Raw genomic sequence first — 21,874 nt, forward strand, 5'->3', positions numbered from 1 at the left:
ATCGACACCGCCGTCGAGGCCGCCCGCGCCCTGCTGCCGGGCGACCGTGTGGCCGCCCTTCGCGCCGAGGCCGTCGAGCGCGGCTGGTCCCCCGACGACACCCGCCGCGCCCTGTTCGACGCCCTGGTGCGCCACGCGCCCCGCCCCTCCGTGCCGGCCAACCCGGCCGCGCATAGCGCACCGCCGCGGGCGGAAATCCTCGACGCCATGGCCGAGGCGATCGCCGCCCGCGCCATGCCGGGCTATCAGCCGGCCGGCAACGGTCGCCACGTCGAGTTCATGGGCTGGCGCCCCTCCGACATGGTCCGCGAGCTGCTGACCATCCACGGCGATATTGCGGTCCCCCGCGACCCGGTCCGCCTGGCCGAGCGCGCCTTCCACACCACTTCCGACTTCCCGGCGCTGCTCTCGGCCGCCGCCAACAAGATGCTGCTGGCCGCCTATGCGCCGGCCGCGCCAACCTACCGCCAGATCTTTCTCCGCCGCGATTTCCGGGACTTCAAGCCGCACCGGCATCTACGCATCGGCGACTTCCCCGTCCTGCAGCCGCTGGCCGAGAACGGCGAGATCCAGGCCGGCACCATGTCCGAGAGCCAGGAGATCGTGCTGCTGCAGACCTTCGCCCGCCGCATCCGGGTGACGCGGCAGATGCTGGTGAACGATGACCTCGGCGCCTTCACCGACTTCGCCGCCATGATCGGCCGCCGCGTCGCCGACTTCGAGAACGCCACGGCCTACGCACTCATCAACCTGGCCAACGGCGATGGCCCGACGCTCACCACCGGCAACGCCCCGGTCTTCGCGACGGCGGCGGGGCGGGCCAACAAGGCGGCGGCAGGCACGGCCCTGGATGAGGCCAACATCGCCAAGGGCCGCGAGGCCATCATGAAGCAGCGCACGCTCGACGGCCTGCCGATCTCCCTCGGCCGCAGCATGCGGGTGCTGGTCGGTCCGGCGCTGGAGCTGTCTGCGCTAAAGCTCACCGCGGCGATCACGCCGGGGACGTCCGGTGCGGTGAACCCCTATGTCGGGCTGCTGCAACCCGTGGTGGAGCCGCTGATCGCGGCGAACCGCTGGTATCTCTTCGCCGAGCCGCCGACCACGCCGGTCTACGTCTACGGCTATCTCAACGGCGTCGAGGGGCCGCAGGTCACCACCGGGCCGGTGTCCGGCGTCGATGGCATCGAGGTCAGCGTGATCTTCGACTTCGGCGTCGGCGCCATCGACTGGCGCGGCGCCTGGTTCAACCCGGGCACCTGATCACTCGACCTTCCATCGTGAAAGCATGCAGAGGCCGCCCTCCGGGGCGGCTTCTGCGTTTCTGGAGATCCCATAGCCATGCGCAACATGATCCGCCCCGAGGCGCGCTCGATCCCGATGGCGGTGCCCTATGCCGGGGGCATCCTCTCTGGCCAGGGCATGCTGGTCGGCGCCTTCTTCGGCGTCGCCGCCTCCGACGCCGCCCAGAACGCCACGGTCGAATGCGAGACCCGCGGCGAGTTCGAGCTCGCCAAGGACCCGACCCAGGCGATGACCGCCGGCGCGCGGGTGTTCTGGGACAACACGAACCGCCGCCTCACCACCACCGCGACGGGCAACTTCCAGGTCGGCATCGTCACCGAGGCCGCGCTCGCCGCCGACACCACCGTCCACGTTATGCTCGCGCGCGTGCCGGCTGCCGGCGCGTGAGCGCCTTCGACGCGGCGCTGGCGGTGCTGGCGGCGGATCCGAACCTCGGGACCGACGCCACTTGGCAGCGCGGCACGGAGCCGGCTGTCCCGCTGCGGGTGCTGTGCTCGTCGCCGGACCAACTGCGTGACGCCTTCGGCACCACGCTGGTCCAGGCCACGGACGTGCTGACCGTGCCGGTCGCCGAGCTGCCGGACATCGCCGCGGGCGACGTGTTCAGCGTCGGCGCGGACATCCTCACCGTCCAGCACGCTGAGCGCGACGCCGCCGGGGTGGCCTGGCGCGTCCTCTGCCAGCGATAGGAGGCCTCCATGCCGCACAATAGCCCGACCGGCTGGGGCATCCTGATCGACCTGCTGCTGGGCGCGGCGGCCGGCCTCGCCGGCGGCTTCGTGCGCTGGAACCACCCGGAGCGGCGCCGCCTCGGCTGGTGCCTGGTCTGGGAGGTTCCGTCGGCGGCGCTGGTCGGCAGCGCCGGCTATGCGCTCGGCGGCCTGCTCGAGTTCAACGAATACGGCCGCTTCCTCTTCGCCTTCGTGTTCGGCTACCTCGGCCAGGCGGCGCTGAACGATCTCGCCGTGGCGCTGCTGCGCTATCGCGCCGGCCTGTCCCCGCGGGATCCGCCGGCGTGAGGCTGCTCGCCGCCGTCGGCGACCTGCGGCAGGTGCTAGCGGCCGAGGTGCGTGCCGGCGAGCGCGCGGCGATGTCAGCCATCCGCGCCGAAACCGATCAGGTGAAGGGCGAGCTGCGCCAGCAGGTCACCGCCTCGCTTGGCGGTAACGCCCGCGGCATCGCCAATGCCTGGCGGTCGCAGATCTTCCCCCGCACCGGGCAATCGCTGCGTCCGGCCGGGCTGGTCTGGACCAAGGTGCCGGCCATCATCGACGCCTTCGAGCGGGGCGCGGTCATCCGCGCCAAGGGTAGCCGGAAGTTCCTCGCCATCCCCACTGGCTTCAACGCGGCCAGAGGGCGCCGGGGACGCGGCGAGAAGGGCATGCGCGTCACGCCAGCGCAGATGGTCGCCTCGGGCCAGGCGTTCCTGCGGCCGTTCAAGTCCGGCCGCGGCTTCGTCTGGTGCCTGCCGCTCTATGAGGCGCAGGGGATCGGTCGGGGGCGTCGCCGCGGACGACGCACGCAGCTGATCGCCGGCGGCCTGGCCGAGATCGGCACGGGCAACCGCAAGGGCCGCGAGGCCTGGGCCCGCAGCATGCTGGAGCGCGGAATGGTGCCGATGTTCCTGCTGCTGCCGCAGGTGACGCTCACCAAGCGCCTCGACGTGAAGGCCGCCGCCGAGCGCGGCCTGCGCCGTCTGCCTGGCCGGTTCGTCGTCGCCTGGGAGCGCGAAATCGGGAGGGCAGCATGAGCAAGCGTGCCAGCTTCGCGCTCCTGGCGACGCTGTCCGTCCTCGGCTGGATCGGCGTTGCATTCGGTCTGGCGCTCACCTGGGTCGCGGGCCGCTTCTTCGCGACGCTGCTGGGGTGGGCATGAGCACGCGCGAAGCTGCGCTCGTGGCGCTACATGCACGGCTGCAGGCCGCGTTCCCGGGCCGCAGCCCCGCGCCTGTCGTGCTGCGCGGCGAGACGACCCCCCAGCGCATCCCTGCGGGCGGGCTCATGGTGCTCCGCGACGGCGACACCGTCGACGAGACGGCGATCCTCTCGCCGCTGTCCTGGGCCATTGAGTACCGCACCGAGATCGAGGTCACGGTCGCGGGCGCTGCGACCGCGGGGCGCACCGCGTTGCTCGACGCCCTGCTCGTCGCCATCGGCGACGCCATCATCGCCGACCGCACGCTGGGCGGCGCCGTCGACTGGGTGCAGCCCGGCTCGCCCGAATTCCAGGACACCGAGTTCGAGGGGGCCGCAGCGGCGCGCTCCGCCCTTGTGCCCGTCACCCTCTGGTTCACCACCGCCGGCTCCGCGCTGGCCTGACATTTTCGGGCAGAAGGACGAAAACCATGCCGCGTGCCATCGGCGCCAACTGCCGCCTGCTCATGCTGCCGGAGGACACCTACGGCACCGCGCCGACGGACGACTTCCGGCGCATGCCGTTCCTTTCCTGCGATCTCGGCGCCGAGCAGCCGCTGCTCGATGCTGATGTCCTCGGCGTTGGCAACGGCCGTGATCCGGCCGCGCCCTTCCTCGACACGGTGACGGTCCAGGGGCAGGTCGTCGTGCCGGTGGACCTGAACAACATCGGTCACTGGCTGCGGCTGCTGCTCGGCCCTCCCGTGACCACTGGCACCAGCCCGAACTTCATACACAGCTTCGGCTCGGGCGCAGCGGCGCTGCCCTCGAATGCGATCGAGATCGGCTATCCCGACGTGCCGAGCTACGATCTCTGCACCGGCGTCCGCGCCGACACCATGGAGCTCGACTTCTCGCCGAGCGGGCCGGCAACCGCGACCTTCGGGTTGATGGGCCAGGGCTCGACACGCGGCGCTTCGAGCGCCGGGGGCGCGCCGACGACTGCTGCCTACACCGCTTTCAACAAGGCGCAGGGCGAGATCAGCCGCGGCGGGAGCCCCCTGGCGCAGGTCAGCGGCGCGCGGCTCAGCTACGCGAACAGCATGGAGATGGTCCGCACCATCCGTGCCGACCGGAAGGTCGAGGGCGTGGATCCCGGAACTGCGCGCGCAACCGGCCAGATCACGGCGCGCTTCGCCGACACCACGCTGCTGACACAGGCGCAGAACGGGACACCGGCCGAGTTCGCCTTCGCGTTCGCCATCGACGCCAACCGCAGCCTCACCATCGCGCTGCACGAGGTCTATCTGGCGCTGGCCAAGACGCCGATCGAAGGGCCGGCCGGCGTCGAGGCGAGCTTCGAGTTCAGGGCAGCCTACAACGCCACCGCCACCCGCATGATGACGGCGGCGCTGAGGAACCAGCAGGTGGGGACGGAGTACGCGTAAGTCCGGCGCCAGAGCGTTGCGAGCATCGTGGTCCTGCGTAGCGCGTACGACTCTCTCACGCGGCCGTGACCGCTTTATGTGCGTCGGCGAATGGATCTGTGCCTCGGGCGCGGGTAACACGGTAGGATGAGGCGCGGGGCGTCAAATGTAAGTATGCGGAGTCCAGCCGTCTCCGCTGCACCATGGTCGCCCCGTCGTAGCCGGCCCATGTGGGCCCATCTCGCGGTCTTCGCTCTCTCGATTGTCCTTCCGCTTTGGTGCCTTCTCGGCCTTATTGCCTGGACGTCGGTCCGGCAAGCGCGTGACGACTACCAGCAGCAGACCATGGTTGTGGCTCGCAACATGGCACTCGAATTGGACCGCGAGCTGGCCGGCTTCAGCGGAATCCTGAGCGCACTCGCGACCTCGCCGGCGCTCCAAGACGGCGACCTGCGGCGGTTCCACGAGCAAGCTGTTCGGGTCGCACCGGCCGGAGGCGCGATCGTGATGCGGGACCGGTCAGGGCAGCAGCTCGTGAGCACGCTCTTTCCGTTTGGGACGCCTCTCCCCGTCACCGCGGCCGCCGCCGTGCGGGCGGCGGACGAGTGCGTCTTTCGGACGCGGTCGACATGTGTCTCAGACCTGTACATCGGCACCACCGACCGGCAGCCCTACATCCTCCTCGACGCGCCCGTATTCCGTGATGGGGAGGTCGAGTTCGCTCTCAACATTGCAGTTCGCGCGCAGCACCTGGCATCGCTGCTCGCGCGGCATCAGCTGCCAGCCGGCTGGGCGGCTTCCATCACCGACCGGCAGCACCGGATCGTTGCGCGGTCGCCCGAGCACGAACGCTTCGTGGGTAGCCTGGCCAATGCTGCGCTCAGGGAGAACACCGCGGCAGACGAGGGTCGGGTGCGCAGTGTGAACGTTGCCGGCGTACCGGTATGGGGCGCCTATGTCCGCTTGCCGGCCTGGGGCTGGCGCGTTGCCATCGGTGTGCCGGAGGAGGTCTTGGGTGCGCCGCTCCGCCGATCGCTGTTCTTCTTCGGCGCGGCCGGCGTCCTTGCCATCGGTTTGTCTATCGCCGCGGCACTGCTCTACGGGAGGCGACTCGCGCGCTCCATTGGAGCACTCGATCGCTTGGCCGCCGCAGTCGGCGGCTCGGTTGCTCCGTCTGCGCTCTCGACATCGATCCGTGAGCTCGACAGCGTTTCCGCCTCGCTGGCCGAGGCGGACGTGAGGCTACGCGCCTCGTATGCGGAGCGGGACCGTGCGCAGACGGAGCTGCAGCGATTGAATGATGAGCTCCGCGCACAAGTCGAGGCCGAGGTCGCAGCGCGTGAGGAAGCACAGCTGCAGCTCGCTCAAGCCCAGCGGATGGAGGCGCTTGGCCAGCTCGCGGGCGGGATCGCGCACGACTTCAACAACGTGTTGCAGGCTGTCCAGGGCGGGGCCCGGCTGATCCAGGGTGACGCGGCAGATGAGGGCCGGGTACGGCGACTGGCGTCGATGATTGTCGATGCTGCCTCACGCGGCGCCGCTGTCACGAGACGCCTGCTCGCCTTCGCACGGCGAGCGGACCTCCGCGCTGAGGCGGTGGACGCCGCCGAATTGCTCGCGGCAATGCGCGAGATCCTGCAACACACGCTCGGCACCGGCATTGAGGTGCGAGTGACAGTATCGCCCGGGGTACCGGCCTTCTTCGCCGACCGCGGACAGCTGGAGACTGTGCTCGTGAATTTGGCCGCAAACGCACGTGACGCGATGCGAGGTGCAGGAGCACTGACGCTCTCGGCCGTCTCGGAAACAGTGGCAATGGACGGAGACGCAACCTCCCATCCGCCGGGGCCCAAGCCAGGAACATACGTCCAGCTCTCGGTAGCCGATACGGGGATAGGCATGGACGCTTCAACACTCGCGCGCGCGGCAGAGCCATTCTTCACCACGAAGGCGCGTGGGCAGGGGACAGGTCTTGGCCTCGCCATGGCGCGCGGCTTCGCTGAGCAGAGTGGCGGCGCGTTGCACATCGAGAGCGCGCCGAGCTGCGGCACCACGGTCCGCATATGGCTGCCGGTCGCGCAACACGCGCCTGTCGGCGTTCACCCGCCAGTCGCGGAGACAGGACACGTCACCGAGGCCAGGCATCGCATCCTCCTGGTCGACGATGAGGCGCTGGTCTGCACGCTCACGGCCGAGGAACTGAAGACGGCAGGCTTCAACATCCATGCCGTCGGGAGTGGCGCGGAGGCACTCAAGCTTATCGAAGCCGGGGAATCCATCGACCTGCTGATTACAGATCTCTCGATGCCTGGCATGGACGGCCTCGCGCTTATCCGAGAGGCGCAGCAGCGCCGACCAGATCTGCCGGCCATCCTGCTAACTGGGTTCGCAACCGATAGAGCAGAACTCGCCATTGGCGGCGCAGTCAGCGGCAGCTTCTCGCTGCTTCGCAAGCCGATCGAAGCCAGGTTGCTCGCGGAGCGGGCGGCCGTGCTGCTCATGGCCGCAGAACCATCGCGGGCCTAGGTTCATCCTCGTCACCGACTGAACGTCGGCAGGATCTGGCGCGCCGTCATGCCGTCTCTCATGATCGCGGCCGCAGGACACTTAGAAAAGGTCGACGCTGCTTCCGACCGAACCGACGCTGCCGTCCTGCAGCAGCACCATCATGCCGGTTGCGTCGACGATTGGCTCACCAACGGCGAGCAGGCTTTCCAGGGTCTTTGCGCCGTCGAGATCTCCGACCGCGACGGAGACGCCTCCCCGGAAGCCAGGATTATATGATTGGTCCTCGCCGCCGCCGACGATCAGGTCATCGCCGACACCACCGACCTGCACGCCATCGGTGTCGCCCTTGAACACGATCACGCGCGGGCCTCCGCCATCGTCGGCAGTGTGGTTGTAGACCACGTCGATGTACACCTTGACGCCCTGATCGTGAAACGGGCGGCTGGTTTCCTGGATGGTCAGATCGAAGGTTATCGTCTCGTTCTGGTTGGACAGGACGAGTGTGCCAGGCCCAACCTTGCGTAGCCCAGCGTCGGCAGCCTTGGTGTCCTCGAAGCCTGCCGCTGTGACGCGTCCCGTGACGCCTTCCACTGGCATGTAGATCGGCATGGTCGACGCTCCTCCGCTTGTCGCCTCCAGCCGCAGCCGGCTCAGGGCACAGCTCAGCAGTAGAACGCGCGGAGCCCTTTACGGAACCCGTACGGCCGCACAGGCAAGATGCAGAAATGCGGGCAGCCTGGCTGATCCGTCATTCTCGCCCGATGCGGTGTCCCTTGCCGCGGCTCGCTGCTTTCTTTCTCCGTTCAAGATGGAGGTTTCCATGCTCACCCTCGACCTCCCGGCCGCGCCGTATTGGCTCGAGCTGCCGCGTGGCGTCCGCGTGGAGATCCGGCCGGTGACGACCGCGGTGATGGCCGCAGCCCAGGCTGCCACGGCACGCCGCCTCGCCGCCATCCGCATCGCCGACCCGCACCTAGACCCCGACATGTTGCGCGGCCTCTCCTTCGCCTTCCTCGTCAAGGCGCTCGCGCGGCACGCCGTCACCGGCTGGGAGGGCGTCGGCGATGCCGAGGGCAAGCCGCTGCCGCTTTCGGCCGAGGCGGTCGAGCGCCTGATGGACATCGACGACGTCGCCGCCGCCTTCTGGGACCGCGCCACCGCACCCGTCGCGGCAGTGGTCACGGAGGGAAACGGCTAAAGGCCCGCGCCGCCTGGCACTTCGGCCGCGGGCCCGACTACTGCCGCGGCTGCGATGCGCTGGATCGCGACTGCGCCGACGCCTGCCCCTACACCGCGCATGCGCCGTGCACGATTGAAGGTGCCGCCGTCTGGAGCGCCGGCACGGCCTGCGTGACCGCGACCAGCATCGGTGCCGATCTCGATCTCGCCGGCGCGCTGGCGATTGCGCGCGAGATGGGTGCCACCGGCTGGGCTGCCGCTGAACTGCTCACCGCGCTGCGCTTTGGCCTCGCCGAGGGCCTGGCCGCGCGAAACTCCCCCACCGTGGACGCAGGAGGTGTCGCCCATGGCGGATAGCACCCGCCGTGTCTCGGTGCGGCTGTCGCTGGACGATGCCGCACGCGTGAAGGCCGGGCTGCGCGAGGTCGGGGAGACTGGCCAGCGCAGCCTGGAGCGCATCCGCGACGGCGCCGACACCGCCTCCCGCGCTCTATCGCTGATGGACGTCGCCACGCGCGGCATCCAGCTCGCCGGCGTCGCGGTCGCGGCACGCGCCCTCGTCCAGGCCGGCGACGCGCTCACGCAGAGCCTGTCCCGCCTGCAGACCGCCACCGGCTCGGTCGAGCGCGCCGGCCAAGTCTATGAGGCGCTCTACCGCAACGCGCTGCAGACAGGCGTTGCGGTCGGCGAGAGCGTCGACGCCTTCCAGCGCTTCTCGATCGCCGCGCGCGAGATCGGCGCCACCTCCGACCAGGTCGTCCGCCTCGTCAGCGGCCTGCAGCGCGTCGCCATCGTCTCTGGCGCGTCCACCCAGGAGATTTCTTCCGCCACGCTGCAGTTGGCCCAGGCGCTGGCCTCCGGCGTGCTGCAGGGCGATGAGCTCCGTTCCATCCTCGAATCCATGCCGCTGCTGGCGGAGGGCCTCGCGAAGGAACTCGGCGTCTCCATTGGCGAGCTGCGCCGCCTCGGCTCCGAAGGCCGGCTCACCGCCGAGCGGGTGTTCCCGGCGCTACTGCGGGCTGCTGAGCGGCTTGGGGCCGAGCTCGACAAGGCGCCGCTCTCCCTCGGCCGTGCCTTCGGCCAGCTTACCGCCGCCACCGAGAACTTCCTCGGCCAGCTCGATCGCGCGGTCGGGTTGTCGAACGCGCTGGCCCGCGGCCTCTCGGCGGCCGCGCGGGCGATGGACGGTGCGCGCCGCGGCGTTGGCCTGCTCGACGAGGGCGAGCGTCTGGCCGACCTGCAGCGCCAGGCGGCGACGCTCTCTGCCGAGATCGGTCGGCTGGAGGCGGAGGGCGACGGCCGCCCCAGCCTGCGCGCTCCGGTCCGGCGCGGCAGCATCCGCCCCGGTCTGGTCGGCGCTGCAGAGAGCCAGGCCGGCGGCGATCGCGGGCAGCGCCTTGAGGACCTCCGCCAGAGCTACTTCGCCGTGCTGGCGGAGATCGACACCGCCGAGCGCGGCGCACTGACCCGCCGCCTGGAGGAGCAGGAGCGGGCCGGCCAGGCGGCAATGGAGGCGCGTCGCCGGCGCGCCACCCAGGACGTGCTGGACCTCCGGCGCGACCTCGACGACCGCTTCCGGATCACCCGCGAATACGACGAGCGGGTTCGCCGCCTCCGCGAGGCCGACGCCGCCGGCGCCATCGACGCCGCCGAGCGCAGCCGGCTGGAGGCTCTGGCGACGGGGGAGCGTGACGAGGCGCTCCGCCGGCTGGAGGGCACCACCCGCCGTGTCGCCGCCGCCCAGCGCGACAACCGCGACGCGGAGCGGGAGCTGAACGACGCCCTCCGCGAGCGCGAGCGGCTCATCCAGGACAACGAGACGGCCTATGAGCGCTATGCCCGGCGCCTCGAACGCCTCGGCGACCTGGTCCAGCGCAGCGAGCGCGTGGGCCGGCCGCTGCCGGAGGAAACGATCGGGCGGGAGGCCGCGGCGGCGATCGCCGAGCTGGAGGCGGCCGAGGGCCGGCTGCGGCAAGACACGGAGCGGACGGGGGACGCTGCCCGGGAGCTGGGCCTGGCCTTCTCCTCGGCCTTCGAGGATGCCGTGGTGGAGGGCCGCGGCTTCGGGGAGTTGCTGAAGGGCCTGGAGCGCGACCTGCTGCGCATCGGCACTCGCAAGCTGGTCACCGAGCCCCTGGCCAACGCCGCGACCGGCCTGCTCAACTCGGCGCTGGCCGGCATCGGCAGCCTGTTCGGCGGCCCGGCGGTCGCCAGCGCGCGCGGGAATGCGTTCGGTCCCGGTGGCCTGATCCCCTTCGCGACGGGCGGCATCGTCGACCGGCCGACGGTGTTCCCCTTCGCGCGGGGCGTGGGCCTGATGGGGGAGGCCGGGCCGGAGGCAATCCTGCCGCTCCGGCGCGGGCGCAATGGCCGGCTCGGCGTCGAGGCCACCGCTGCGCCGATCAACGTCGTCTTCAACGTCTCCACGCCCGACGCGGGCTCCTTCCGCGCCAGCCAGGGCGCGATCCTGGCCGAGCTGAACCGCGCCCTGCGCCGGAGCCAGCGGAGCATCTGATGGCCTTCGACGATGTGCGCTTTCCCGACCGCATCGCGCTGGGTGCAGAGGGCGGCCCGACCTTTGCGACCGTCATCACCACCTCGACCGGCGGGCATGAGCAGCGTCAGGCCAACTGGGCGGAGGCCAGGCGGCGCTACAACGTCGCGACGGGGCTCAAGGGCCGGGCGGATGTGGAGGCGCTGCTGGCCTTCTACATCGCCCGCCGCGGGCAGCTGCGTGGCTTTCGGTTCAAGGACTGGTCCGATTACACGCTGCCGCGCCAGCCGATCGGCGCGACGGACGGCACGCAGGCGACGTTCCAGCTGACAAAACTCTACAGCAGCGGCGGGGAGCAGGTGGCGCGGCGCATCACCCGTCCGGTCGTCGCCACCGTGCGCTGCTGGGTGGCAGGGACGGAGCGCAGCCTCGGCCCCGGCTCGGCGCAGTTCCAGGTCAACCTCGCCACCGGCGTCATCACGCTGGGCCCGGGGCTGCGTGCGCCGGCGGACCAGGTGGTCGAGGCCAGCTGCGAGTTCGACGTGCCGGCGCGGTTCGACACCGACGCGTTGTCGCTGACGCTGCGCACCCATGACCTCGGCGAGTGGTCCAGCATCCCCGTCGTGGAGCTGAGAGAATGAAGTCCGTCTCCGCCGGCCTCGCCGCGCATTTGGCCGGCGAGGCCACCACCCTCGCCACGCTCTGGCGCGTCCAGCGTCGGGATGGCGCGGTGTTCACCTTCACCGACCACGACCGCGACATCGCCTATGGCGGCGAGACCTATCTCGCTGCGCTCGGCTACCAGCGAGCGGCGATCGCCACCGGCGCCTCGCTCGCCGTTGACGAGACGGAGCTGCTCGGCCTGCTCGACAGCGCCGCGCTGGATCCGGCCGAACTCCGCGCCGGGCTGTGGGACGGCGCCGAGGTCCGGATCTTCGCGGTGAACTACGCGAACCTCGCCGATGGCGAGCTGAAGCTCCGGCGCGGCCGGCTGGGGGAGGTGATCGCGCGGGACGACGGGTCGTTCTCGGCCGAGCTGCGCGGCCTGGCGCAGCCGCTGCAGGCGGTGATCGGCGCGGTCTACCAGCCGGAGTGCCGCGCCGACCTCGGTGATGCCCGCTGCAAGATCAACCTCGCCTTCGGCGCGGGCTGGACGCAGCAGGCCAGCATCGAGGCGGTGGCGGACAGCACCACGCTGATCCTCGCCGATGACGGCATCGGCGCCTTCGCCAGCAGCTATTTCGAAGGCGGCGTCGCGATCTGGCAGTCGGGCCCGAACGCCGCCGTCGCTCGGGAGGTGCTCGCCTGGGATCAGGCCAGTCGCACGCTGTCGCTCTTCGCGCCGCCGCCGGTCGCATCGACGGTCGGCGACGTGCTGCACCTCCAGCCTGGCTGCGACAAGCGCAAGGCAACCTGCCAGGGCGTGTTCGACAACTACCTGAACTTCCGCGGCGAGCCCTTCGTGCCAGGCTTGCTGGCCACCGTGACCACGCCGGCATGACGATCGACGAGGCCGCGCGGGCCTACCTCGGCGTGCCCTGGCGGCATCTCGGCCGCAGCACCACCGGCCTCGACTGCATCGGGCTCGTGCTGCTGGCTGCGCGCGACGCCGGCCACGCGCTGCCCGATCCGGCGCCCTACGCTCGCGAGCCGCAGGGCACGAGGCTGCTGGACGGCATTCTCGCGCATGCCGTTCGCGTCGCGTCCGCGGAGCCGGGCGACGTGCTGCTGTTCCGCATGGGCCTCTATGGTGGCCATGTCGGCATCGCCTCCACCCATCCCGCCTGGCGCGTCCCCGCCTGCATCCACGCCTTCGCGCCGCACTGCCGCGTGGTCGAGCAGCCGATGGAGGGCGAGCTCGCCGCCGCCCTGATCGGCGCCTTTCGCCTGACGGAGTAGCGCATGGCCCAGCTTGCCGTGGCCGGAGGCGGCGCCGCGCTCGGCGCGGCCCTCGGCTCCGTCATCCCCGGCGTCGGCACCCTGCTGGGCGCCCAGATCGGCTGGGCGCTCGGTGGCGTCGCCGGCACGACCCTCTTTCCCCAGCGCGGCCAGGACGCCCAGGGCCCGCGTCTCACCGACCTCACCGTCCAGACCTCGAGCTACGGCGTGCCCATCCCGGTCGCCACCGGCCGGGTCAAGCTCGCCGGCAACGTCATCTGGACCACCGCGATCGAGGAGGTCGCCTCCACCCAGCGCCAGCGCGGCAAGGGCGGCAGCCGCGGCCCCAGGCAGACCACCTACGCCTACTACCTGTCCTGGGCGGTGGGCCTCTGCGAGTGGCTCTCGCCCTCGCCGAACGCCCAGCTGCTCAAGATCTGGCTCGACGACAAGCTGGTCTTCGACGCCGAAGCCGCGACCGGCGTGATCCAGGTCCCGGGCCTGACCTGGCGGTTCTATCCCGGCGACGAGACCCAGCTGCCCGACCCGCTGATCGCCAGCATCGAGGGTGAGGACGCGCCGGCGCACCGGGGCCTTGCCTATCTCGTCTTCGAGCGGGTGCCGCTGGACCGCTTCGGCAACCGCATGCCGAACGTCACGGTGGAACTCGCCGGCAGCGCGGTCCGGAGCTTTCCCGAGCAGCCGGGCCAGCCGCCGGCCGTGCCGCTCTTTCCCTCCAGCCCGAGCGACTTCTTCATGGGCTCGGGCTGGAGCAACCGGGTGGCGGCGGATTACCGCCGCGGGCGGCTCTACGAGGGCCGCCGCCGCGCCGGCACCTTCGGTGGCGGCACGGACGAGATGATCCGGGTCTATGACCTCGTCACCATGCAGACCATCGCCGAGCACCGCATCGACCGGGTGCTTGGCCACTTCTTCCCCGAGGGCAGCCCGCCGAACGACAGCAGCACCACCGCCGGCATCCTGCATGTCGGGGTGGACGGCTTCCTCTACATGACGGGCGGCCAGACCATGCGCGTGCCGCTCTGGAAGATCGATCCGGACACCATGCGCGGGGTGGCCTATTTCGGGCCGCTGCAGGGCTCCAACCCGGTGTTCGACGGGGACGACACCATCGCGCTGTTCGTGCCGATGCAGATCGCCAGCGTCTCAGTGCCGCAGCCCGATGGCAGCACCCGCCCGCTGGTGATCGTCCAGGGCGGCCAGGCCGGCGCGGTCACCATTGACGCCGCGACGATGAGCTATGTCTGGGGTGGGCGGAACGCCGTCTCCCCGCCAGCCATCCCCGGCGTGCACGGCATCTTCCACACCGACCGGCTCGACGTGCAGCTGGTGCCGGGTGAGCGGCGGGTGGACGGCGCGGACCTCTGGTATCTCCGCGGCACTGGGTGGGACACGGAGCCGCGGATCGAGATGATCCGGCTGACCTACAGCCCGGCGCTGGCCATTACCCGCACCGACTTTCCGCCAATCGACGTCCAGGCCGAGATCGATACGGACGGCGCCCGGCCGCTGATCCACCATGCCTGGTGGGACACCAGTGACGGCACGCTGGTCCTCACCATCAGCAACGCCGGCAGCAGCGCCGGGCCCTACAGCCGCTACTCGACCGTCAAGTATGCCCCCGGCACCGGCTCTGCCCCCGGCAGCGGCGTGGTCTGGAAGCTGGTCGACCACGCGCCTGTGGGACGCTTCGCCGGCGGGCCGGGCCGGATGGAACGGGTGCTCGGGAGCACCTGGGGGCTGGGGGGTGACCTGGTGCTGCAGACCGGCACCGGGCTGGCCACCTGGAACGCCGACGGCGCCGACTTCTCCAACCGCTTCTGGCTCGACGAGCAGGCGGCGGTGATCGGCTTCTCCGGCTTCTCCGACATCCCGACCAAGCGCTTCCTGACCCGCGCCACGGCCACTGACCTCACCCTCGGGGATGTTGTCCAGCAGCTCTGCACCAGGGCCGGCCTGACCCCAGGGGACCTCAACGTCGCGGGCCTGACCGACAGCCTGCGCGGCTACCTCCTGCCGCGGCCCATGTCCGCCCGCGATGCCATTACCCCGCTCGCCAGCGCCTTCCTGTTCGATGCGGTGGAGCAGGACGACCTGCTGCTGTTCCGCAAGCGCGCGGGCAGCGTGGTGTCCAGCGTGCCCTATGCCGACCTGGTGCAGGAGCGCCCCGACACGCCGGCGCTGAGCGAGCAGCGGGCTCAGGATGCCGAGCTGCCACGCGAGCTGACGGTTCGGTATCTCGACGTGGATCGGGCGGGGGAGCCGAACGCGCAGTCCTGGCGCCGACCGGTCAGCCCGACGCCGACCGTCGCGGCCACGGCGAGCAGCACGCTCGACCTGCCCATCCCGCTCACCGGCGGCGAGGCCAAGGCGATCGCGCGGCGGCTGATCACCGCCACCTGGCGCGAACGCACCCGACTCACCTTCGCGGTCGGCCCGCGCCACGCCCGGCTGGTGCCGTCCGACCCGATCACCGTCGGGCTGGCCGACGGCGCGACGATCCGCTGCCGCGTGCTGTCCACGCAGCTGGGAGCGAACTGGACGACGCGGACCGAGGCGGTGACCGAGGACGCTGCGGCCTATGCGCTGACGGCCCTGGCCGACGGCGGCGCGGGCTGGGTGCCGCCGACGCTGCCGCTGCCCTACGCCACCCGCCTGCTGCTGCCCGACCTCCCGCTGATCCTCGATACCGACGATCTCGGCGGCGCGGGCCTGCGGGAATACGCGCTGCTCGGCGGCTATCGCGGCCAGGCGTTCCGTGGCGCCACGCAGTTCCGCAGCCCGGACCTGCTCGCCTGGGAGGAGATCGGCGCCGTCACGCGCTCGGCCACTTGGGGCGTCGTGACCGGTACGCCGGCCCGACCGCTCAGCCCTTGGACCTGGGACGACAGCGGCGTCCTGGAGGTCGTGCTGGAAAGCGGCGCGCTGGACAGCGCCACGGCGCTCGAAGTGCTGAATGGCGAGAACACCGCGGCACTGATCGGTCCCGACGGCGCGGCCGAGGTGGTCCAGTTCCGCGACGCCGTCGATCTCGGCAGCGGCCGCTACCAGCTCACCGGCCTGCTGCGCGGCCGGCGCGGGACCGAGGACCAGATTGCGACCCGCACGAGCTGCGACCTCTTCGTGCTGCTGGACGACGCGGTGCGCTTCCAGGCCACGCCCGCCGAGATCACGGCCATGCGGCACCACCGTGCGCCGACGATCTACGAGACGGTGGAGACCGCGCCCGCCACCCTCAGCAAGTCGGCGCGCGGCCGGGCCGAGGGGCCCTATGCGCCGGCCCATCTCGCCGGCACGCGCGACGGCAGCGGCAACCTGACCATCACCTGGGTGCGCCGCACCCGGATGGGTGGCAGCTGGGCCGATTACACCGGCGAGGTGCCGCTGAACGAGGCCGCGGAAGCCTACGAGGTGGAGATCGTCGACGGCGACACCTTGGTGCGGACCATCACCGGACTCCCCACACCCTCCGCCACCTACACCGCCGCCGAGCAGACCGCGGACTTCGGCACACCGCAGGCCGCCGTCATGGTTCGCGTCTACCAACTCAGCGCCATCGTCGGCCGCGGCATCGCAGTAAGGGCCACCCTATGACGACACCCAACCTTGCCATCCCGCTGATCGTCGCCAGCCAGAGCCAGAAGGAGGTCACCGCCAACGCCGCCTTCACCGCGCTGGATCGCGCGATCACCTGCACCTTCGTCGCCGATGTGGCCGCCGGCGGCGTGACTCTGACCGCTGCGCAGTACCGCGCGGCGCTGGGCGTGCGAGTCATCAACGCCACGGTCCCGGGCCGCACGGTCACGCTGCCGCCCGTCGAGCGCTATGCGATCGTCAGCGTGGACGCGGCGACCTCGACCGAGGGGGTTACCGTTCAACGCGGCACGGCGAGCGCCGTCGTCGAGGCCGGCAGCGCGGCGCTGGTTCGCACCGACGGCACCGCGAACGGCCTGGCGGTGATCATGCGCGGGGCGGATGGCGCAGCCGGCGACTTCTTGGCGCTCACCGACACGCCGGATAGCTACGTCGGCCAGGCGCTCCGCCTGCTGCGGGTCAACAGCACCGAGGACGGGCTCGAATTCACTGAGGCAGGTGGATCGGGTGTAGAGGCCTTCCTGGATCTCACCGACACACCGGGCAGCTACGCCGGGCAGACCGGCCGCGCGGTGGTGGTCGACGCCGGCGAAACCGGGCTCGGCTTTGGCGTGCCGATCACGCCCGTCGTGACGCACGCCGACGCCACCCTCGCCCCCGCCCTGGCGCAGGCCGGCCACTGGTTCCGCTGCACCAGCGCCTGCACCATCACCCTGCCCGCTGATGCCGCCACGGCCTTCCCGATCGGGACGTCGCTCACCTTCTCGCAGGCCTCCGCCGGCGCGCTGACCTTCACAGCCGGCGCGGGCGCGACGGTGAACGTCGCGGCGACCCACTTGGCCAGCACCAATGTCCTGCACGCGGTCGTGCAGGCGACCAAGCTCGCGCCCAACACCTGGGTGCTGTTTGGCCATCTGAGGACTGCCTGATGATCCACCCCGGCGCCGTCGCCGCGATGCAGCGGTCCTCGATCGGTGAACTCTGGATCTATGGCAGCTACACCAGCTCGCAGTCGCTCTCCCTCGGGCGGGTGTTCTGGAACGCCGAGGTGGTCGACACCCTCAACGTCTTCGGCCCAAGCAGCAGCACCGTCACCGTACCGGCCGGTGTGGCCTCCGCACGCATCTGGGCGCGCGTCATGCAGGATGGGCTCGGCGGATCACCGGCAGGCACGATCCATGCCCGCCTCGAGCGGAGCACGAACGCCGGCTCGAATTGGACGACGGTCAGCGAAGCCACGGGCTTCCACCCGGGCGACACGGCGGACCAGACGCTCGATGTGCCGGAAGTCACCCTCGCAGTTTTCGCTGGCCACCAGTTCCGCGTCGTCTGCGGCCCGAGCGGCACCTTCGGCCGCGTCTCCTACAACAATGACCCCAGCCGCAGCTTTCTCCGGCTTGTGTGGGGAGCCTGAACACCCCTCCCTGCGCACGGATCGAGGTGATGCCGGTGCCAATCTAGGCGAGACCCTCGACCGAGAAATCATGCACCTCGCCCTGGAAGCGCAGGCGTCCACCACCGATCGAGCCGGTGCGGCCAAACAGCCCGAGGCGCACCTCCTCGATCCACACGCTTGCATCCGGGTTCGGGTCGCCCTGCGCACCAAGCAACGCAGCCGAGCCCGCCGTAAGCAGGGCGCGTCGGCTCAGGTTGCTCGTCATTCTCCTCGCCGACCTCACGCAGCGGCGCAGCATGTCAGCCGGCAACCAGGCCGACGATGACGGTGCCCCAGGTCGTCAACAGAATGTGGCCGATCGGCACTGCCGGCGTGTAGCCGAGCACCGCGACGGGGCTGCCGGACTTCTCTTGCACTGCGGCCATGCCCGGCGTGAAGGTCTGCGCGCCAGCCAGGCCGCCGAGCAGCAGCACGGGGTTCATGCGCAGCACGTGGTGCCCGACCATGAGCCCAACGATCTGCGGCATCAGCGTCACCGCTACGCCACCGAGGAACAGGCCGATCCCCGCCTCGGCAAGTGCGCCGAAGAAGATCGGGCCGGCATGCAGCCCCGTCATTGCGACGAAGGCGGCAAGGCCAAGCGCCGTCATCAGCGAGACCGCGCCATCCGGGATGCGTCCGAAAAGCGGCATGCGGGTGCGCAGATGCCCGACGAGCAAACCTGCGAGCAGCGTGCCGACACTGGTGCTGAGCGCGATGTGCATGTCCCCGACCGGCATCTGGATTGCAGTGCCGGCGACACCTCCGAGGAAGATGGCGAGTCCGAGGACGACGAAGTCGGTCGACTCCGTCGGACGGACCACCGGCCCTATGCGCGCTGCCGCCTGCTCCACCGCCTGCTCCGGCCCGACGATTCGCAGCAAGTCGCCGCGTTCCAGCACAGTGCCGGGTCCGATCGGTATCTCCTGGTCGCCTCGCTTCACGCTCCGCAGGAAGACGCTGCGCGTCCAGTCCTCCCACGCGGCGTCCTCGAGCTTGCGGCCGGCGAGCGCGGCACTGGTGAGAAGGATCTCGCTCGTCGCGACCGGCACGTCCAGCAGGCCCCGGTCCTCGACCTCCTGCGCGCGCGCGCCGATCACCTCGACCAGCACCTCCCGCCGCCCGGTGACCGCGACTATATCGCCGGCTTGAAGTCGCAGCGACGGATCCGGCTGCACCAGCTCCTCCCCGCGACGGATGTGCAGCACAAACAGGCGGTGGCCGTGAACCTGCTCCGCGGCTTCGCGCAGCGTCAGGCCGACGACCGGCGCGTCCTCGTCGAGCCGGTAGGCACGCACCTCGAAGGGCCTCCAGGCGGAGGCAATCCCAGGACGGCCGCGGGAGATGCCGAGTTCCTGCTCCAGCTTCGCCGCCTCCGCCTTCAGATCTACGCCGATCAGCCGCGGCGCCGCGGAGGAAAGGAACCAGATCACGCCGATGGCGCCGAACAAGTAGCAGACGGCGTCGGCGACCGCGATGTGCGCGATCAGCCGAGCGCGTTCCGCCTCGGGCAGCGGCAGCGCGTTGATTGCCTCGGTGGCAGTTCCCATCGCGGGGCTCTCAGTCAGCGCGCCAGAGACGAGGCCGGCGGCGAAACCGACATCGAGTCCGAGCAGGCGGGCCACGAGGTAAGCGGTAAGCAGGCCGGTGCCGGCGACCGTGATGGCCAGTGCGACCGGACGCCAGCCGTCCCGCTTCAGCGCCTGCATGAACTGCGGCCCGACGGAATACCCGATGCCGAAGAGGAACAGCAGGAAAAGGAAGGATTTGGTGGTGCCGGAGACCGGCACATGCGCGACCTGGCCGATGGCGATGCCGGCGAAGAGCGAGCCGGTGACCGGCCCGAAGCGGAACCCGCCGAAGTTCAGCGAGCCGAACCAGTAGCCGAGGCCGATGGCCAGGAAGACGGTGAACTCCGGATACCGCACCAGGAAGTCGCGCAGCCATTCGAGCATCGTCGTGTTTCCCTTGGGCGCCGCCTCAAGGCCGGGCGTGCCGTTCGATGCGGCGGCCAGGCCGGCCACCAGGCTCCAGGCCGGTCGCGGCGCCGCCCCGCGTCACGGTTCGTCCGCGATCAGCACGCGCAGCTCTGGCGGAGAATCTCCCTTGTGGAAGGCGCGGGCACGCGCGGAGGCAGTGTCGTCGGCGAGGTTCACGCGCGCAGCGCCCCGTCGCAGCTCGTGCCAGTCGGGCAGGCGGAAGGTCTCGATCCAGAGCTGCGGGCGCTCGACGTCGCGGGTCAGCATCCAGGCCACCGCACCGTCGCGGCGGCGCGCCGCGGACAGCTCGCGCATCGCGGCGCGGAAGCCGGGAATGTCGGCCGGCTCAACCGAATAGGCGATGGTGACCAGCACCGGATGGCGCGGACCGACGAGCCCCGCCAGCATCTCCTGCTGCACCTCGAGCCGCGGCAGCGGCCGCGCCGCGGGCAGCGAGGGATCCTCGATCTCGCCCGGAAGCGCCTGCAGCCGCGCGACGAGGGCCATCACCATCCCGCCGAGCCCCGCGGCGAGGATCGTGCCGGTGAGCCCCGCATGCGTGCCGAGCCAGCCCCAGCCAATCGCGCCGAGGCCCATGCCGCCATTGTAGATCGCCTGGTAGGTCGCGAGCCCGCGCGCCCGCACCCAAGGCGCGCTGGCGAGTTGCACCGTCGTCTGCAGGTTGGAGGAGCCGATGATCCAGCCGGTGCCGAACAGCAGCATGGCCCCCGCGACGACCGGTGGATACGGCAGCAAGGCCACCGGCAGCAGCGCGCCGCCGGTCAGCAGGCCGGCGACCATCACGAAGCCGTCGCGCGACAGGCGGCCGCCCAGCCGCGGCATCAGCAGCCCGCCCAGCACGGCGCCGGCGCCGATGCAGCCCAGCATCAGCCCGTAGCTCGCCGAGGCGAGGCCGAGCACGTCACGCACATAGAGCGGCAGCAGCGCCCAGATCGCGCTGGCGAAGGCATAGAAGGCGGCGGAGCGCACCAGCGCGACGCGCACCGCCGGCTCCGCCCGCACGTAGCGCAGCCCGAGCCGCATCGCCTGCAGCGGCGGCTCCGGCGGGACGCCTGCCAGGCCTTGGACGCGCGGCAGCACCAGCACGCTCGCGACCAGCAGGGCAACCATGGCGAAGCTGGCGGCGTTCGCTGCGAAGGCTGCCGCGGCCCCCGCGCCCGCGACGATCAGCCCGCCGAGCGCCGGGCCTACGGCGCGCGCAACGTTGAAGCCGATCGAGTTCAGCACCAGCGCCTGCGGCAGGTCCTGCCGCGGCACGGTGAGCGGGACGGAGGACGCCCAGGCCGGGTTGTTCATCGCCGAGAAGGCAGCGAGCAGCGCCGTCAGGCCGAGCAGCGTCCAGGCGGTCACCATCCCCGCCGCATAGGTGATCGCCAGCAGACCCGCGCAGGCCAGCATGCAGAGATTGGTCCAGACCAGGTAGCGCCGCCGGTCCACCACATCGGCCAGCGCGCCGGCCGGCAGCGCCAGCAGCAGCACGGGAAGCTGCGCCGCCGCCTGGGTCAGGCTGACCATCAGCGGATCGGGTGCGAGGTCCGTCATCACCCAGGCGCTCGCCGTGGACTGGATCCAGGTGCCGAGGGCGGAGACGGCGTTGCCCGTCCACAGCCAGAGGAACAGGCGGTGGCGGAAGGGCGCCAGGGCGGAGGCTTCGGCGGCCGGCAATCAAGCGGTTCCCTCTGCCGCCGTCCGCGCCGCCGGCAAGGCGCGCGGCCTCGCGCGCAGCAGCGTCAGGGCGATCGCGGCATAGGTCACGCCGACCAGCACGCCGGCGATCCGCACCCACAGCCGCTCGTCGGTATCGTCGTAGAAGACCGAGAAGCCCTGGCCGACGAGGATGCCGAAGGCGTTCAGCGACTTCATCGCGACCCCGCGCCTGGGACCGGGGACGACGATGCGCACCGCGATGAACCAGGCCAGCGCCAGCGTCACGGTGCCGAACACCGCGAGGTCCGGCGCCAGCCACACCGCCTGCCAGGCGAGCGCCGCCGCTGCGCCGCCGATGAAGGCGGCGAGGATCCGGTCGCGGATCACGCGCCGCGGCGAGACGCGGTCCGGCCTCAGCGCGATCACCACGCCGACCAGCACCGCGCCCGGCGCCGGCGGCTGGAAGCCGGCGGTGAGCACCACCGCCAGCAGCAGGACGCCCGCCGCGGCGGGCGCGCTGACCGGCGGTTCGAGCA

At 71.1% G+C, this 21,874-nt stretch carries 23 protein-coding genes; 18 read left to right on the plus strand and 5 right to left on the minus strand.

Annotated features, from left to right (window positions below; all coding sequences use genetic code 11):
• From OZN99_RS07475 to OZN99_RS07515, 9 genes are all read left to right on the plus strand, one after another.
• A partial coding sequence (locus OZN99_RS07475) for a phage major capsid protein (RefSeq protein WP_456299876.1) occupies nt 1-1,260 on the plus strand: 1,260 nt, incomplete at its 5' end.
• Nucleotides 1,261-1,338: 78 nt separating this feature from the next.
• Entirely contained in the window at nt 1,339-1,689 is a 351-nt protein-coding gene (locus OZN99_RS07480; RefSeq protein WP_270934575.1) for a DUF2190 family protein, read from the plus strand.
• The gene (locus OZN99_RS07485) at nt 1,686-1,991 is read left to right on the plus strand and encodes a head-tail joining protein (protein ID WP_270934576.1); all 306 of its coding nucleotides are present in this window, start codon (nt 1,686-1,688) and stop codon (nt 1,989-1,991) included. The genes OZN99_RS07480 and OZN99_RS07485 overlap by 4 nt, the downstream gene beginning before the upstream one ends.
• Nucleotides 1,992-2,000: 9 nt before the next feature.
• Nucleotides 2,001-2,321 (plus strand): phage holin family protein, encoded by a 321-nt coding sequence (locus tag OZN99_RS07490; protein WP_270934577.1) that lies wholly within the window; start codon nt 2,001-2,003, stop codon nt 2,319-2,321.
• Nucleotides 2,318-3,052 carry a DUF6441 family protein gene (locus OZN99_RS07495; RefSeq protein WP_270934578.1) on the plus strand — a complete coding sequence of 245 codons (735 nt, stop codon included), beginning with the start codon at nt 2,318-2,320 and terminating at the stop codon, nt 3,050-3,052. Before OZN99_RS07490 ends, OZN99_RS07495 begins: the two co-directional genes overlap by 4 nt.
• The gene (locus tag OZN99_RS07500) at nt 3,049-3,177 is read left to right on the plus strand and encodes a hypothetical protein (protein WP_270934579.1); all 129 of its coding nucleotides are present in this window, start codon (nt 3,049-3,051) and stop codon (nt 3,175-3,177) included. The genes OZN99_RS07495 and OZN99_RS07500 overlap by 4 nt, the downstream gene beginning before the upstream one ends.
• Nucleotides 3,174-3,620: a hypothetical protein gene (locus tag OZN99_RS07505; protein WP_270934580.1), complete on the plus strand. Its 447-nt coding sequence runs from the start codon at nt 3,174-3,176 to the stop codon at nt 3,618-3,620. Before OZN99_RS07500 ends, OZN99_RS07505 begins: the two co-directional genes overlap by 4 nt.
• A gap of 26 nt (nt 3,621-3,646) precedes the next feature.
• Entirely contained in the window at nt 3,647-4,603 is a 957-nt protein-coding gene (locus tag OZN99_RS07510; protein WP_270934581.1) for a phage tail tube protein, read from the plus strand.
• Between the two features lie 207 nt (nt 4,604-4,810).
• Nucleotides 4,811-7,108, plus strand: a complete 2,298-nt coding sequence (locus OZN99_RS07515) for a response regulator (protein WP_270934582.1) — start codon at nt 4,811-4,813, stop codon at nt 7,106-7,108.
• 81 nt (nt 7,109-7,189) lie between these two features.
• Here OZN99_RS07515 and OZN99_RS07520 read toward each other — a convergent pair whose 3' ends face one another.
• A complete protein-coding gene (locus OZN99_RS07520; RefSeq protein WP_270934583.1) occupies nt 7,190-7,699 on the minus strand; it encodes a hypothetical protein in 510 nt (169 codons plus the stop codon).
• Between the two features lie 211 nt (nt 7,700-7,910).
• Between OZN99_RS07520 and OZN99_RS07525 the strand changes: the two genes are divergently transcribed.
• The 9 genes from OZN99_RS07525 to OZN99_RS07565 all read left to right on the plus strand — a co-directional run bounded on the left by OZN99_RS07525 (nt 7,911) and on the right by OZN99_RS07565 (nt 17,670).
• Nucleotides 7,911-8,288, plus strand: coding sequence for a hypothetical protein (locus OZN99_RS07525; RefSeq protein ID WP_270934584.1), 378 nt, complete (start codon nt 7,911-7,913; stop codon nt 8,286-8,288).
• Nucleotides 8,289-8,440: 152 nt separating this feature from the next.
• Entirely contained in the window at nt 8,441-8,626 is a 186-nt protein-coding gene (locus OZN99_RS07530) for a hypothetical protein (protein WP_270934585.1), read from the plus strand.
• The gene (locus OZN99_RS07535) at nt 8,616-10,784 is read left to right on the plus strand and encodes a tape measure protein (protein WP_270934586.1); all 2,169 of its coding nucleotides are present in this window, start codon (nt 8,616-8,618) and stop codon (nt 10,782-10,784) included. Before OZN99_RS07530 ends, OZN99_RS07535 begins: the two co-directional genes overlap by 11 nt.
• Nucleotides 10,784-11,404, plus strand: a complete 621-nt coding sequence (locus OZN99_RS07540; protein ID WP_270934587.1) for a DUF2460 domain-containing protein — start codon at nt 10,784-10,786, stop codon at nt 11,402-11,404. Before OZN99_RS07535 ends, OZN99_RS07540 begins: the two co-directional genes overlap by 1 nt.
• Nucleotides 11,401-12,264: a DUF2163 domain-containing protein gene (locus OZN99_RS07545; RefSeq protein WP_270934588.1), complete on the plus strand. Its 864-nt coding sequence runs from the start codon at nt 11,401-11,403 to the stop codon at nt 12,262-12,264. The genes OZN99_RS07540 and OZN99_RS07545 overlap by 4 nt, the downstream gene beginning before the upstream one ends.
• A complete protein-coding gene (locus tag OZN99_RS07550) occupies nt 12,261-12,662 on the plus strand; it encodes a C40 family peptidase (protein WP_270934589.1) in 402 nt (133 codons plus the stop codon). The genes OZN99_RS07545 and OZN99_RS07550 overlap by 4 nt, the downstream gene beginning before the upstream one ends.
• 3 nt (nt 12,663-12,665) lie before the next feature.
• On the plus strand, nt 12,666-16,256 hold the full coding sequence (locus OZN99_RS07555; protein ID WP_270934590.1) for a phage tail protein: 3,591 nt from the start codon (nt 12,666-12,668) through the stop codon (nt 16,254-16,256).
• Nucleotides 16,253-17,185 carry a hypothetical protein gene (locus OZN99_RS07560; protein ID WP_270934591.1) on the plus strand — a complete coding sequence of 311 codons (933 nt, stop codon included), beginning with the start codon at nt 16,253-16,255 and terminating at the stop codon, nt 17,183-17,185. Before OZN99_RS07555 ends, OZN99_RS07560 begins: the two co-directional genes overlap by 4 nt.
• Nucleotides 17,185-17,670 carry a hypothetical protein gene (locus OZN99_RS07565; RefSeq protein WP_270934592.1) on the plus strand — a complete coding sequence of 162 codons (486 nt, stop codon included), beginning with the start codon at nt 17,185-17,187 and terminating at the stop codon, nt 17,668-17,670. Before OZN99_RS07560 ends, OZN99_RS07565 begins: the two co-directional genes overlap by 1 nt.
• Nucleotides 17,671-17,713: 43 nt before the next feature.
• Here OZN99_RS07565 and OZN99_RS07570 read toward each other — a convergent pair whose 3' ends face one another.
• From OZN99_RS07570 to OZN99_RS07585, 4 genes are all read right to left on the minus strand, one after another.
• Nucleotides 17,714-17,917 carry a hypothetical protein gene (locus OZN99_RS07570; protein WP_270934593.1) on the minus strand — a complete coding sequence of 68 codons (204 nt, stop codon included), beginning with the start codon at nt 17,915-17,917 and terminating at the stop codon, nt 17,714-17,716.
• A gap of 34 nt (nt 17,918-17,951) precedes the next feature.
• Complete coding sequence (aspT, locus tag OZN99_RS07575; RefSeq protein ID WP_270934594.1) at nt 17,952-19,646, minus strand: aspartate-alanine antiporter; 1,695 nt, start codon at nt 19,644-19,646, stop codon at nt 17,952-17,954.
• A 102-nt stretch (nt 19,647-19,748) separates the two neighbouring features.
• Nucleotides 19,749-21,356, minus strand: coding sequence for an MFS transporter (locus OZN99_RS07580; RefSeq protein WP_270934595.1), 1,608 nt, complete (start codon nt 21,354-21,356; stop codon nt 19,749-19,751).
• Nucleotides 21,357-21,874, minus strand: a 518-nt coding sequence (locus OZN99_RS07585) for a hypothetical protein (RefSeq protein WP_270934596.1), incomplete at its 5' end; no start/stop codon positions are given.

This window comes from Falsiroseomonas oryzae (assembly GCF_027856955.1).
Classification (GTDB): Bacteria; Pseudomonadota; Alphaproteobacteria; order Acetobacterales; family Acetobacteraceae; genus Falsiroseomonas; species Falsiroseomonas oryzae.